The organism is Flavobacterium sp. (genome assembly GCF_024305175.1).
GTDB lineage: Bacteria > Bacteroidota > Bacteroidia > Flavobacteriales > Flavobacteriaceae > Flavobacterium.
Genome location: NZ_JAMWYY010000074.1, coordinates 1 through 13,717, shown reverse-complemented (window position 1 = coordinate 13,717; position 13,717 = coordinate 1). Strand labels below are relative to the sequence as shown.

General features: G+C 42.2%; 14 protein-coding genes. 11 read left to right on the top strand and 3 right to left on the bottom strand.

Annotation, left to right across the window (positions count from 1 at the left end):
• The first annotated feature begins 120 nt into the window (after positions 1-120).
• The 7 genes from Q0K96_RS13535 to Q0K96_RS13505 all read left to right on the top strand — a co-directional run bounded on the left by Q0K96_RS13535 (position 121) and on the right by Q0K96_RS13505 (position 6,501).
• On the top strand, positions 121-1,110 hold the full coding sequence (locus tag Q0K96_RS13535; protein WP_297334516.1) for an aspartate-semialdehyde dehydrogenase: 990 nt from the start codon (positions 121-123) through the stop codon (positions 1,108-1,110).
• A gap of 69 nt (positions 1,111-1,179) precedes the next feature.
• Positions 1,180-1,617 carry a hypothetical protein gene (locus Q0K96_RS13530; RefSeq protein ID WP_297334515.1) on the top strand — a complete coding sequence of 146 codons (438 nt, stop codon included), beginning with the start codon at positions 1,180-1,182 and terminating at the stop codon, positions 1,615-1,617.
• Between the two features lie 74 nt (positions 1,618-1,691).
• Entirely contained in the window at positions 1,692-2,045 is a 354-nt protein-coding gene (locus Q0K96_RS13525) for a hypothetical protein (RefSeq protein WP_297334514.1), read from the top strand.
• 88 nt (positions 2,046-2,133) lie between these two features.
• A complete protein-coding gene (locus Q0K96_RS13520; protein WP_297334513.1) occupies positions 2,134-4,509 on the top strand; it encodes a TonB-dependent receptor in 2,376 nt (791 codons plus the stop codon).
• A 20-nt stretch (positions 4,510-4,529) separates the two neighbouring features.
• Positions 4,530-5,096, top strand: a complete 567-nt coding sequence (locus tag Q0K96_RS13515) for a type 1 periplasmic binding fold superfamily protein (RefSeq protein ID WP_297334512.1) — start codon at positions 4,530-4,532, stop codon at positions 5,094-5,096.
• A gap of 155 nt (positions 5,097-5,251) precedes the next feature.
• Positions 5,252-5,992, top strand: coding sequence for a hypothetical protein (locus Q0K96_RS13510; RefSeq protein WP_297334511.1), 741 nt, complete (start codon positions 5,252-5,254; stop codon positions 5,990-5,992).
• 134 nt (positions 5,993-6,126) lie between these two features.
• Complete coding sequence (locus Q0K96_RS13505; protein WP_297334510.1) at positions 6,127-6,501, top strand: hypothetical protein; 375 nt, start codon at positions 6,127-6,129, stop codon at positions 6,499-6,501.
• Positions 6,502-6,531: 30 nt separating this feature from the next.
• Here the strand turns inward: Q0K96_RS13505 and Q0K96_RS13500 are convergent, their stop codons facing one another.
• The 3 genes from Q0K96_RS13500 to Q0K96_RS13490 form a co-directional block, all read right to left on the bottom strand.
• Complete coding sequence (locus tag Q0K96_RS13500) at positions 6,532-7,098, bottom strand: hypothetical protein (RefSeq protein WP_297334509.1); 567 nt, start codon at positions 7,096-7,098, stop codon at positions 6,532-6,534.
• An 83-nt stretch (positions 7,099-7,181) separates the two neighbouring features.
• The gene (locus Q0K96_RS13495; RefSeq protein WP_297334508.1) at positions 7,182-8,384 is read right to left on the bottom strand and encodes a C1 family peptidase; all 1,203 of its coding nucleotides are present in this window, start codon (positions 8,382-8,384) and stop codon (positions 7,182-7,184) included.
• Between the two features lie 76 nt (positions 8,385-8,460).
• A complete protein-coding gene (locus Q0K96_RS13490; protein ID WP_297334507.1) occupies positions 8,461-10,362 on the bottom strand; it encodes a S9 family peptidase in 1,902 nt (633 codons plus the stop codon).
• A 187-nt stretch (positions 10,363-10,549) separates the two neighbouring features.
• Here Q0K96_RS13490 and Q0K96_RS13485 point away from each other — a divergent pair, with 187 nt between their 5' ends.
• The 4 genes from Q0K96_RS13485 to Q0K96_RS13470 all read left to right on the top strand — a co-directional run.
• On the top strand, positions 10,550-11,290 hold the full coding sequence (locus tag Q0K96_RS13485; protein ID WP_297334506.1) for a VTT domain-containing protein: 741 nt from the start codon (positions 10,550-10,552) through the stop codon (positions 11,288-11,290).
• Complete coding sequence (locus Q0K96_RS13480) at positions 11,287-12,399, top strand: FAD-dependent oxidoreductase (RefSeq protein WP_297334505.1); 1,113 nt, start codon at positions 11,287-11,289, stop codon at positions 12,397-12,399. The genes Q0K96_RS13485 and Q0K96_RS13480 overlap by 4 nt, the downstream gene beginning before the upstream one ends.
• 81 nt (positions 12,400-12,480) lie before the next feature.
• Entirely contained in the window at positions 12,481-13,245 is a 765-nt protein-coding gene (locus Q0K96_RS13475) for a hypothetical protein (RefSeq protein WP_297334504.1), read from the top strand.
• Positions 13,242-13,717: PIN domain-containing protein (locus Q0K96_RS13470; protein WP_297334503.1), on the top strand; the 476-nt coding region annotated here is incomplete at its 3' end. The genes Q0K96_RS13475 and Q0K96_RS13470, both read left to right, overlap by 4 nt.

The window sequence follows — 13,717 nt, the reverse complement described above, 5'->3', positions numbered from 1 at the left end:
TTTTCAGTGCTAAAAAAGCATTAAAAACATACTACCGCCATTTTTGTTATTTTTAGTTTTAAGCGGGTACAGATGTTATTTTCTGACTACTTTTGCAGTGAATTTTAAACGTTTTTATTTATGAAAGTTGCTGTTGTTGGCGCTACCGGAATGGTAGGCGAAGTTATGCGTAAAGTACTGGCAGAACGTAATTTCCCTGTTACGGAATTAATTCCTGTTGCCTCTGAAAAATCGGTGGGTAAAGAAGTAGAATTTAACGGGAAGCAGTATAAGGTTGTGAGCCTTGAAGATGCTGTAAGCATGAAGCCACAGATAGCGCTGTTCTCGGCCGGGGGCGACACCAGTAAAGAGTGGGCACCAAAGTTTGCCGCAGCAGGTACAACCGTAATAGATAACTCAAGCGCGTGGCGCATGGATCCTGATAAAAAACTGGTAGTCCCTGAAATTAATGCCCATGAACTTACTAAAAACGACAAGATTATAGCCAACCCAAACTGCTCTACCATACAAATGGTACTGGCACTAAACCCGCTTCACAAAAAATATAACATTAAACGTGTGGTGGTAAGTACCTACCAGTCGGTTACAGGCACCGGGCTTAAGGCAGTACAACAGCTGGAGAACGAATATAAGGGCATACAGGGCGAAATGGCCTATAAATACCCTATACACCGCAATGCCATTCCGCATATTGATGTGTTTGAGGATAACGGCTACACCAAAGAGGAAATGAAAATGACCCGCGAAACGAAAAAAATAATGGGTGACGACAGTATAAAAGTTACCGCTACAACGGTGCGCATACCTACCGTAGGCGGGCACAGCGAAGCCGTAAACATAGAGTTTACGAATGACTTTGACCTTACCGAAGTACGCCGCCTGCTAAGCGAAACACCGGGTATTACCGTGCAGGACAACACCGACACCTTTACCTACCCGATGCCACTGTATGCAGAGGGGAAAGACGATGTTTTTGTGGGCCGCATTCGCCGCGATGAGAGCCAGCCGAACACCCTTAACATGTGGATTGTTGCCGACAACCTGCGCAAAGGCGCAGCTACCAACGCAGTACAGATAGGAGAGTATTTAGTAGCGAATAATTTGGTGTAACACATTTTAAACTATATTTATAACCTGCAATGCTTTAGGGTGTTGCAGGTTTTTTAATAATTTTCTAAAATGATTAATTTTGAAAATATAGAACCTGGAGTATATTTTCTTTTCGGTAAGGATGAGAAAGTTTGCAAAACAACTTTTAACAAGTTACAATCTAGAATTTTTCTAAATTTTGCATTTAAAGAATCTATAAAAGTACCTGATTACTTTAAGGAAAATAAATTACAGTTAAAATTCGACACCTTAAGCTCATATTCCGAAGTACCTGAAAAGGTATTAAATGTAGTATTAGAATTATCTACAAAAACTAATTATCTTATTATAGGCACAGCAGGATTATCAAGTACATCGATAATCGAAATTGCAACAATCCTGAAGCAAAAGAGAAGTTTTGAAAACTATATTTTTTTGTTTCACTTATCAAAAAACAATAAAGATTTAGCGATAGATATAAAAAGTTTTGATAGCGAAAGTAGTACAGAGATAAAACGCCTTTTGTAACTCCCTTAAATTTTTCTTAATATAAATGCAACAATGTTGCATTTATAAATTTTCTGTGCTTACCTTTGCACCACATGAAAAGAAAGTTTGCCATATTTAATCTGGTGCTCATGGCAGTTGTAATGCTTACAACGGCCTATCAGTCTTTTCATGCGTTTAGCCACAAACACCACAGCCTTCATTACAGCCACAATCATGAGTTGAAACTGCAAAAAGAAAAGCAGTTCAGCGCAGTAGATACAGGGCACGAGCATGAAGACGACTGCTCAGTTTGTGATTTCCACTTCGATTTTTTTGTGGCGCCACAGCAGTTTTGCCTGCGCCTGCACTTTCCTTTTAAAGCCATACCTTATAGCTTTAGCAGTATAGAGGGCGAAGCAGCTTTTGCCGGCAGCCTCTTTGCACTGCGGGCCCCTCCTCTAGTATAAGCCTCTCACAATCCCTCTCCGAAAGAGCGGGCACTCTGCCGTGCATATAGTACGCGCAGGTTTATACTAATTTCTCAGATTCCATTAAATGAAATTTTCCCGATTTCTCCTGCCGCTTTTGCTGGCGGGCAGTTGGTGTGCAAAGGCACAATATACCCTTAGCGGTAGCGTGCGCACACAGCAAAGCACAGCTCTCGACGGTGCCCATGTACACATTGGCGCGCTACACGGCATCAGCACGCCCGATGGCAGCTATGAAGTACGCAATATACCCGGCGGCGAACAGCGTGTGGTTATTTCCTATATCGGCTATAAAATGCTTGATACCCTTATCTTTTTTCATAACGATGTGCGGCTTAATGCAGTTTTAAAACCCGAAAGCCTGAAACTGGAAGAAGTGGTGTTATCTGAAAGGCAAAAGGTAGCGCAAAACAGCATACAGCAACAGCGCCTTACCACCGAAACAATAGAGCAGTACAGCAGCGCAACACTTGGCGATGCGCTACAGCGCCTGCCGGGGGTATATGCATTACGCACCGGCACCAGTATAGTTAAGCCTGTAATCAACGGTTTGCACAGCAGCCGCGTACCGATAATAAGCAACAACGTGCGGCTGGAAGACCAGCAATGGGGCGTAGAGCATGCACCTAACCTGGATATAAATGCCGCAGGGCGCATCAGCGTTATTAAAGGCGCAAATGCACTGCAATATGGCGGAGATGCAGTAGGCGGGCTGGTTGTGGCAGAGCCCATGAAAGTGCTTAAAGACACTTTGTTCGGCAAAAGCATACTAACGTTTAACAGCAACGGGCGCGGCAGCAGCCTCGCAACAAGCCTGCACAAGGGCAACGAAACCGGGTGGGCTTATAACGCGGGTGGCTCATTAAAATATATGGGCGACCGCGAGGCTCCCGATTATGTAATCAGCAATACGGGCAACCGCGAAGCCAACTTTGCGGGTGATGTGCGCTACTCGGCAGAAAAATACAGCCTTACCGGGTATTACAGCTTTTATAATGCTGCCATTGGCATAGCTAAGGCTTCGCATACGGGCAGCTCGGCAGATATGGCACGCGCTATAAACAGCGGCATACCGGGGGTTATAGAGCCTTTTACCTATAACATTGACAATCCGCGACAGGAAATACAGCACCACCTTGCCAAGCTGGAGTATGACCAGAAGCTGGATGATGCTACCCTGAACATTCAATATGCCTTTCAGCTCAACCGCAGGCAGGAGTTCGACCTGCGCCGCGGTAACTTCAGGGATGTGCCCGCGCTCGACCTTACATTGATTACCCATTCAGCTCAGATTAACTGGGTTAAGTATCTTGGTACATCTGTTATTAAAGCAGGAGGTAGTGCCTCTTTACAGGATAATACCGCAAGCCCCGATACGGGCATACAGCCCCTCATACCCAATTACAACAAAACCGAAGCGGGGGCATATACCGTTTTCTCGCATTCATTTACTGACAGCTTTAGCGCCGAAGCCGGGCTGCGGTATGATTTTGCACAGATAACCGCCAGCAAATATTACCAGATAACCCGCTGGGAAAATCTGGGTTATGATGGGAAATTTGACAATTTCATCAGGGGGCAACAGGGCACACAGTACCTTACCGCGCCCGATTTTACCTATAACAACATTTCGGCAGGCATTGGTGCAAGGCAACTGCTGGGCAGTAATTATGAGTTGGTAGCCAATGCAGGGCTTGCCATGCGCAACCCAAACCCTTCAGAGCTTTTTAGCGACGGCCTGCATCACTCTAACGGTACTATTGAGTTGGGCGATCTTGGCCTTGAGCGTGAGAAAGCACTAAAACTATCGGCAGGTATTATTAAAAACGGAGAAACTTTTACTCTTGAGGCTACCCCGTTTGTAAACATCATCAACAATTTTATATACCTGCAGCCCACAGGTGCCGAAACTACCATACGCGGGGCTTTCCCCGTTTATAATTACAGGCAGGCAAATGCAGTACTTACCGGTATAGATATCAGCAGTACCTGGAAACCAGTGCAAAATCTGCAATATGATTTAGCTTTTGCATGGGTAAACGGCAATAATACCTCTGACGATTTACCACTTGTAGATATGCCGCCTGTAAACTTTAGCAACACCATACGCTACAACTGGCAATGGCAAAACCTGTTTACAGAGCTGCGCAGCGAGGCTGTGCTAAGGCAGGAACATTATCCTGACTATAACTTTTTTACCGATATACCGCAAAACGGAGAGCTAACCCCTGTTCTTGTAGATGTAAGCACACCGCCTGCCGGATATCACCTGCTGCATTTTCGGAGTGGGGCACAGTTTGCAGTCGGCAGGTCATCAATGGCTGTAAACCTGTCTGTATATAACATTTTTAATACTTCCTACCGCGATTACCTTAACAGGCAGCGCCTGTATACAGATGAGCCGGGCAGGAATATACAATTACAAATAAAGTTCAATTATTAATCAGATAAATTTTTTTAAAGATGAGACATTTCAGAATTCCCTTACTGGCACTTGCCGCGTTTATTTCGCTAACCTCTTGCAACAACGATGATGAGGCTACATTTATTAATGAGGAAGAGGTTTTTACTACTATTTCAGCCACATTTACGCCTGCAGGTGGTGGCAATGCAGTAGTACTTACATCGCGCGACCTTGACGGCGACGGACCCGAAGCCCCTGTAGTTACGGTATCAGGAGATTTTACCGCCGGTGCCACATACACAGGCAGCCTCATATTTTTAAATGAAACAGAATCGCCTGCAGAAAATATTAATGCAGAGATTATAAACGAAGGTGATGAACACCAGATATTTTTCCAGCAAAGCGGTTTGGGTACGTTTACCTATACAGATGAAGATGAGAACGGCAACCCAATAGGCCTTGCATTTACCTACCAGGCGGCGGCAGCGCCAACTACCGGCACACTTACCATTACATTAAGGCACGAGCCTAATAAAAATGCACAAGGCGTTGCAAATGGCGATATAACCAATGCGGGGGGCAGTACTGATGCAAGTGTAAGCTTTACCGTAAACGTTACAGAATAGTTTTGTGTCAGAGTGTTTTTATAACCAAGGGAGGCTTTATGCCTTCCTTTCTGTTTAATACAGTATGATATTATAATTATTTTGAACCTGTAACTATACTGAGTACAGGATTAATTGTATTATATTCGCTGCCACTAACGCTTAACATTCCATTCATGAAAAACAAGTTACTTACAGCACTTGCTGTACTTTCTTTCCTGTCGTTCGCTTCATGCAGCAGCGATGATTCTAACGATACTGTTAACAATACAACAGAAAAATTTATTACCAAAATTGAGTTTACCTCTAACGAAGATGCTTCTAAAAACAGGACACTTACTGTAAACTACGATAATAACGGAAGGGTTACTACCGCTTCAGACGGTTCTGGAACTTCTTTATTTACGTATGAGGGAGGTAACCTTGACAACATTACAGGCTCAGGAAGCCAGCTTCTTGTAAATGATGTTACAAGTACTATTTATGATGCTTATGAAGTAGGTGAAGTACTTGAGTATGACAACAACGATAACCCTGTTAAGGTAAAGTTATACGAAAGGGATTATGATGGTGTTATATGGGCTTCTTATACTGCCACTATTACTTATGACAGCAAGCCAAACCCTTACTACCACACACTTGATGCCGCAGGTATTATAGATGTACTTGACCAGGTTGAGCTTAACTTCAGCATGGCGCCACAGGCTGAGGAAATTGTAATGGCTAAAGCACTTTTACCGGCTAATAACCCTGTTAAAATAGTAGTTAAAGACGATGAAACCAATGCTGTTACCGCAGAGGTAAACGCTGTTTACCAATACAGCAGCGATAACTACCCTGTTAGCGCTTCTATTACAGAGAAAGACAGGTATAACAATATCTATACGCATTCTGCTGTATATACTTACATGCAGTAATAAGCTATTTTTCAGCAACAGCACCTGCCCTAACTCGGCAGGTGTTTTTATTTAATACCGCCATTACAAGCCGAACGGCAAATAAAGTTATATTTGTTTCCGTTGTAAAACTATAAACCTTAAAATTGAAATTAATGAACCCACTAACCCAAAAGGTAAAATCTGTAATAGGAGCAATGCTCCTGCTTCTTGTATTTACTGCATCAGCCACTGCACAGGAAAAAGCAGCCGAAGGCGCATTAGCGGTAAGCGCCAAAATGAAAGAGATGCTTTCGCTTAACGAGCAACAGTACAACAAAGTACTTGAAGTAAATAAAGTGTACCTGCGCAAAATAGCCGCAGCTAAAAAAGACGGCCTTACCACTGCCGAAATGGATAAAAAACTACGCGTGTACAGCAACGAAAGGGAAAACAAACTGAAATCGGTACTTACACCTTCACAGTATAAAACCTATGCCGCACGAAGGGAAGCTGTTCAGGATATGCTGAAAAAATATTATGAAGATTAATAATAGGAAACCGCTTTTAAGGCGGTTTTCTTATTTAAACGTATATCCGATTCTAAAGTCAAGGTGTACTGTTAATCCGTCTTTTTTCGAAGAATATTTTTGGCTTTCCTGATCGGGAAAAAAGAAATAGCCTAAGCCGGTACTAAACTCAAAATTGAAATTACTTTGGCCTATACCACGTCGTATGCCCCACTTAGGTACGAAAGATACCGAGTTAGGTATTGTGAAATAGTCGGGCAGCCCGCCGAGCACCACCCAATCGCTTGAATATCTCGATGCAAGCCCGATAAAATTTGCACTGTTGTTATCAGTGCGCTTGCCTTTACCTTCTCGCTTGGCAATATTATAATACCACCTTGGCTCCAGGTTTATTACCGGAGTGAATGCATAACCGCTGTCATACAAGGTCCAGTATGCTCTTAATGCAAATGAAAGTTCTGATCTTAGCGCAAACCGGTCGCCCAACTTTGCTTCATGGTTAATGGCGAGCGGCGTTAAGCCTGTCTGTACGTTAAATAAAGATTTCTCAACGGTTCCCTGAGCATAACTGCTCACAGAAAACAATACAGCAAGCGCTGCAAGTTTTAGTAATTTCATGTCCGGATTTTACAGAAGGTAAAATATAAAAAATCCTGTCTTTTTACAAAGACAGGATTGATAATTTAAACCTAAAAGCCTGATTACTGTTTAATGTCCAGTTTCTTGGCAAGGTCTTTAGGTACGCCGCCTTTGTGCAGCAATATTGCCGTAGTTTTATATTTTACAAAGTTTTTGCTCATGTACATATAACCCTGGTAGTCATTACTTGCACCCCATGAATTTTTAATGATATAGTACTCTTTACCATTCTGGTCTTTGCTAAGACCTACAATGTGCATACCGTGGTCGTCTGTGGTGTTGTAGTTATCAAATGCTTCCTGGCGCATTTCTTCGGTAATTTCCATTTCTTTTTGCGGGCCTTTAAAGATATTTTCTTTCTCTTCGGCAGTCATATCCTTAAATTCCTTTGCAGGCACATAGGCAACACCGTTTTTCCAGCTAAAGCCTTTTTCGCTAACATCGCCGGCCCAGCCCACTGTGTAGCCTTTTTTAAGGGCATTGTCTATAATATCGGTAAGCTCGTTCATCTTCACATTATAAACCATGTCTAACGACCAGTTGTCAGGCACCATCAGTACAAACTTTTCATAATAAGGGTGCTCTTTAAGCGATGATATCTCTACATAATCATCCGCATTTATTCCGATAACCTCTTTGGCAAATGTTTGGGGAGTATATTTTTTACCTTTATAGGTAAAGTTCTGTGGCACTTCTCCAAGATAGCTGTCAATTACAGCAATATAAGCCTTTTCCCATGCCGGAGAAAGCTCTCCGTTAGGGTTCTTTACCACAGCGGCAAGCAATCCTTCGTTTATGGCAGCCATTTCGGCAAATTTGTTGTTCTCTGTGCCATAATTAAGACCTGTGTAAGCCTCGCGGGGCAAAGCGCCATATTTTTTATACATATTGATAACATCATGCAGCGCACCGCCATCACCCAATGCTATGGCACCGTGCATGCGCACGTAGTTCTTACCTTTTTCTATGTAAGCATTACGGGCAGTATATATCTGCGAAATCTCTACAGGCTCTTTGCCCATGCGTATCATTTCCGACTCAAGGAAGGAGTTGGCAGAGTAACTCCAGCAGGTGCCTGATGACCCCTGGTTTTTTACCGGCGTGTTTTCGATATTGATAACATCATTAAAAACAAAAGATTCCTTACTGTTTTCACTTTTGTTATTTTTAAGTGAATTTACCAGGTAATCCTGAGCCAGGCCTGTGTGCAACCCCGCAAATAACAGCGATGCTGCCAGCAAGGGCCTGAATGAATATTTTTTCATGCGAAATAGGATTTATGTTTAAGTTCGTGTGCTAAAATACAGAAAATTTACAAAACGTTAAATATTTGTAAATATTTTACAAAGTCTCTTTCAGCCACTTAAAGAACTCGCGCTGCCATACCATACCATTTTGTGGTTTAAGCACCCAGTGGTTCTCATCCGGAAACACTATAAACCGGCTTTTTATCCCTCTAAGCTGTGCTGCCTGAAAAGCTTCCTGCCCCTGCCCTATCGGTACCCTGAAATCTTTATCGCCCTGAAAAATGAGTATGGGCGTGTCCCACTTATCTACATAATTTATCGGGTTAAACTTACTGTAGGTTTTTTGTGCGGCAGCATTATCTTTTTCCCAGTACGGCCCACCGCTATCCCAATTGGTAAAGAAAACCTCTTCTGTAGTGCCATACATGCTTTGCAGGTTAAATACCCCGTCATGCGCTATGAAGGTTTTAAACCTGCCGTTGTGGTTACCCGCCAGGTAAAATACCGAATACCCACCATAGCTTGCGCCAACGGCTCCTAAACGGCTTTTATCTACATACGGTTCTTTGGCAACATCATCTATAGCCGAAATGTAATCATCCATTACCTGCCCGCCCCAATCTTTGCTTATGGCTTCATTCCATTCTACCCCGTGGCCCGGCATACCGCGCCTGTTGGGTGCTACCACAATATAGCCCTGCGCCGCCATTACCTGAAAATTCCAACGGAACGAGTAGAACTGCGACAGTGCACTTTGTGGCCCGCCTTGGCAGTATAGCAGTGCAGGGTATTTCTTTTTGGCATCAAAGTTTGGCGGCAGTATTACCCAAACCAGCATTTTTTTGCCATCGGTTGTGGTAACATAGCGCTTTTCGGTTTTGCTCATGGCAATATTGCTGTAAGCTTTATCATTTACATGGCTAAGCTGTTTCCATTCTTTCTTTTTAAGGTCGTAACTGTAAATTTCACTGGCGTGGTTCATGTCGCTGCGCTCTACAATTACATTATTTTTACTGAAGCCCACCATACTGTTCACATCCCAGTAGCCGTCAGTCAGTTGCTTTACGCTTATCATAATTTTAGTAAGCCCGGGAAAGTTAACTTCAAACAATTGCTTGGTGCCATCTACAGGTGCGGTAAAGTAAACCTTTTTACCATCTTCGCTCCAGTAAAAGCTGTCTACAGTGCCATCCCACCCGGCAGTAAGGTTAATATCTACCCCCTTGTGGCGCACTATAATATCATTCTTGTCGGCTTCATAGCCATCCCGCTTCATCTGCAGCCAGCTAAGGTCGCCCTGCGGAGAGAAAGCAGGCTGGGTATCATAACCCGGATTGTTTGGTGTAAGGTTTACTGTCGCTTTTGTTTCAAGGTTATACTCATACAGGTCGGTATTGGTGCTTATGGCATAAGCGGTACCAGCCTGTTTTTTTGCCACATAAATTATCTTTTTACCATCGGGCGACCACGTGTAGTCTTCCTCTCCGCCAAAAGGCTTTTGGGGCGAATCATACGGCTCGCCTTTCATAATGTCGGTAAAGTCGTCTTTATCGTTAACGGGTGCATAACCAACATGGTTGTGCACACCTTCATTCCAGGTGTCCCAGTGGCGGTAGTCCAACCCGTTGTATATCATTACGGTAGATTTTTCCAGTTCCGGGTAATAATCCTTACCCATAACCTTTTCAACCTTTACCTCCTTATGGGTAAGCACATATTTACCGTCTGATGAAATATACTTGTCATGCAGCAAATCTTTATAGTCTTCTACTGCTTTAGGTGTACCACCGTTTACAGGAATTACATAAAACTTAGATTCCATCTTATTTTCATCAACATTTGGCGTAGAAACCTTATAAACAATTTGCTTACCGTCTTTACTGATACCAAGTGCGCTAACGCGCTCCAGTTTCCAGAGCAGTTCGGGTGTCATGTGTTGTTGCGCGGCGGCAGATAATCCCATCAGGCTAAGTGTTAGTACAATTATTTTTCTCATAGTATTGTTTGTAACGGTATAAAAACGCCCTAAAAATAATCATTTTCCGCGACAGCGGCAGGGTGCTTCTGCCCCGAAACATTTTAACATTAATTATAAAACCTAAAGCTAATGCAGGATTAAAAAAATATAAGTAATTTCACGGACTTAAAATTTAAGCTATAATCAGCACCAATTATAACTGCACATGAAAGATTTTGACTGGATGCAACTGGTAAACCCGGAGTTCTATATTACATTGGAACTGGGTGGCGTACCGGTAGGTATATACGTAGTACTTTTTATTGTTTTTGCCGAAACCGGCCTTTTTGCAGGTTTTTTCCTGCCGGGCGACAGCCTTTTGTTTCTTGCCGGTATTTACAGTACCGAGCTGATGAATACCCTTGTACCGCTAGAGGGCGACTTTTTAAATGTGCTGGTGCTCTCTGTACTGGTAGCACTTTCAGGTATATTGGGTAACACCTTCGGTTACTGGTTTGGCTACAAAAGCGGCAGCTATCTTTACACCCGTGAAGATTCGTTCTTCTTTAAAAAGAAATACCTTATACAGTCGCACGAATTTTTTGAAAAGCATGGTGGCCGTGCCATAATATTTGCTCGTTTCCTGCCCATAATAAGAACCTTTGCCCCTATTATTGCAGGAGTGGTAAAAATGGAGAAAAAGAAGTTTATGTTCTTCAACATATTAAGTTCTTTTATGTGGGCCTTTACCCTGATCTTTGCAGGGCACTACCTGTACGAGCTTTTCCTTAAATCATTCGGTATCGACCTTAAAGCACATATCGAGATCATTATAATAGGTATTGTAGCTATCACTACTGTTCCACTTATACTTAACGCTGTAAAAGGTAAAAAAGTAACCGAGCAGGAAGCTGTTGAGGAAGCGCTTGATGACGACGATCACGATACCGATATCTTTCCGCGATGAAACTAAGCTTTTGGGAAATAAACAGTTGGTTTACAGGTTTAGATTATACCATTGTGGGCAGTGGCATAGTTGGGCTGCACACCGCATTGCGCCTGCGCGAACGTTTCCCTGAAAGCAAAATACTCGTTCTCGAAAAAGGCCCTATGCCACAGGGAGCAAGCACTAAAAATGCAGGGTTTGCCTGTTTTGGCAGCCTTTCGGAAATTATAGACGACCTTAAAAACCACTCTGAAGAAGAAGTAACCGCCTTAATACAAAAACGCTGGAACGGGCTGCAACTGCTGCGCAAAAGGCTTGGCGATGCCGCAATAGACTTTAAGCCGCACGGCGGCTATGAAATTTTTCCCGAAGAAGACACTAACGGATTTGAGGAATGCCTGAGGAGGATGCCTTTTGTAAACGAGGTACTCCGCCCGCTGTTTCGCAATGATGTATTTAGCAAAGAAAACGACCGTTTCGGGTTTAAAGGCACGCACGAATATTTGATATTTAACCCCTACGAGGGGCAGATTGATACCGGCAGCATGATGCAGGCATTGCTTAAAGAAGTAGCCGCAAACAATATACAGATACTAAACTGCCAAACCGTTACCGCCTACCATGAAAAGGCAGATAGTGTAGAAGTTGCCATTGGCGACTTTAGCTTTACTACAAAAAAGCTGCTGTTTGCCACAAACGGCTTTGCATCTGCCATAACCAACGGTGCGGTAAAGCCTGGCCGTGCACAGGTGCTGATAACAGAGCCGATACCCAATCTTGACATACGCGGCACTTTCCATATTGACAGGGGGTATTATTACTTTCGCAACTATGGCGACAGGATATTGTTTGGCGGGGCAAGGAACCTTGATTTTGAAGGTGAAAATACAACCGAATTCGCCGAAACAGAACTGATACAAAACCGCCTGGAGCAACTGCTTCGCGAAATGATACTGCCGGGAACCAATGTTGCCATTGCACACCGCTGGAGCGGCATTATGGGCATGGGCAGCCACAAAAACCCTATTGTAGAGCAATTAAGCAGCCATGTATATTGCGGCGTAAGGCTTGGCGGAATGGGCATTGCCATTGGCAGCCTTATCGGGCAGGAGCTTGCTGATTTGGTTTAGTAAAACTGTCCGAGGTAAAATTCGAAATTTTAAAAAAGAACACATTAAATCGATATATTTGTATTATATTAACAATAAGCAGTGAGTGAAACTCTAAAAATAAAGTTTACAGGCAATAATATTGAGCCAGGTAAGGTGACCGCTAATGAGTTCGCCAAAGTTGTTGCTGCCTATGAAAACGCATTACTTGCTGTTATAAAAAAGAATTATCCTAAAAGATCGAACATTGATTTTATAAGTATTGTAGATGTAATAAACGAAAGTTTAACCATTAATGCTGAGCCTCACACTATTGAGGTAAAACAAGCAGCTAATGATATAAATGAAGCAATATCAAGTGCACAAATACATAAGCTTCCAATTGAAGCGATTGAAAACTTAACAGTTTTTCAAAGTTTTGTCAATAAATATAATTGTAAAGCTGTCTTAAATGGCATACCAGGTATTGCATCTGCAGAAATAAACGTTTATTCGGATATTCGAGTAACTGAAGCTTCCTTTTTTAAAGGAGAGACTACTATATATGGTAAAGTAGTTCGTATTGGCGGTACTATTCCTAAAGTACGGCTAGAACTTGATACTGGAAAAAGCTTTTCCGTCGAAGTCAAAAAAGAGGTTGCAAAAGACTTATCATCTCACCTATATGAAACTATAGCAATTACTGGAATTGCAAAATGGAAAAAAGAAAATAATGAGTTAGTTGAACTTAAAGCTATTTCTTACCAAAAATTAAAGAATAGCAAACTAAGTGAAAAAATACAGCAACTTAAAGATATTATTGGAAAGCATTGGGATAATATTGATAATCCGGATGATCGTTTATCACAAATACGAGATGGTCTATGAAAAAAGTGTGTGTAGATACAAACTTTCTTGTGTGGGCAGTTAAGCAAAAAGCTACAGTAGGCCAAGAATACCTGATAAGTATTGCTAAAAAAATAGTCGACTTCTTTGAAGAAAATGGTGTAACAATAGTTGTCCCTAGTCTTGTTCTTGGTGAACTTTTGTCTGATATTGAGGCGGAAGATGAACGTAGTCTTTTAACAAACTTTATTAGTGAAAATTTTATCGTTGTTCAATATGATATCCTTTGTGCAATCGAATTTGCTCGTTTAAGAGTAAATATGGATAAAAATATTTTGAAAGAACATAGAGTTCAAAATAGCATCACCCAAACACGTATGAAAACAGATTACAATATTTGCGCTTCTGCAATAGCAAAGAATTGTGATGCAATTATAACTAATAATAAAAAGGATTTTATAAAATATTCTGCAGGACATATAAATATTTATACATTAGAAGATGTTAATGATTA

Bases quoted from the DNA above. Each gene is read 5' to 3' on its own strand.
- Q0K96_RS13525 (WP_297334514.1), top strand. From the start codon at position 1,692: ATGAAAAGAAAGTTTGCCATATTTAATCTGGTGCTCATGGCAGTTGTA.
- Q0K96_RS13510 (WP_297334511.1), top strand. From the start codon at position 5,252: ATGAAAAACAAGTTACTTACAGCACTTGCTGTACTTTCTTTCCTGTCG.
- Q0K96_RS13530 (WP_297334515.1), top strand. From the start codon at position 1,180: ATGATTAATTTTGAAAATATAGAACCTGGAGTATATTTTCTTTTCGGT.
- Q0K96_RS13505 (WP_297334510.1), top strand. From the start codon at position 6,127: ATGAACCCACTAACCCAAAAGGTAAAATCTGTAATAGGAGCAATGCTC.
- Q0K96_RS13485 (WP_297334506.1), top strand. From the start codon at position 10,550: ATGAAAGATTTTGACTGGATGCAACTGGTAAACCCGGAGTTCTATATT.
- Q0K96_RS13515 (WP_297334512.1), top strand. From the start codon at position 4,530: ATGAGACATTTCAGAATTCCCTTACTGGCACTTGCCGCGTTTATTTCG.
- Q0K96_RS13495 (WP_297334508.1), bottom strand. From the start codon at position 8,384: ATGAAAAAATATTCATTCAGGCCCTTGCTGGCAGCATCGCTGTTATTT.
- Q0K96_RS13535 (WP_297334516.1), top strand. From the start codon at position 121: ATGAAAGTTGCTGTTGTTGGCGCTACCGGAATGGTAGGCGAAGTTATG.
- Q0K96_RS13500 (WP_297334509.1), bottom strand. From the start codon at position 7,098: ATGAAATTACTAAAACTTGCAGCGCTTGCTGTATTGTTTTCTGTGAGC.
- Q0K96_RS13520 (WP_297334513.1), top strand. From the start codon at position 2,134: ATGAAATTTTCCCGATTTCTCCTGCCGCTTTTGCTGGCGGGCAGTTGG.
- Q0K96_RS13490 (WP_297334507.1), bottom strand. From the start codon at position 10,362: ATGAGAAAAATAATTGTACTAACACTTAGCCTGATGGGATTATCTGCC.
- Q0K96_RS13480 (WP_297334505.1), top strand. From the start codon at position 11,287: ATGAAACTAAGCTTTTGGGAAATAAACAGTTGGTTTACAGGTTTAGAT.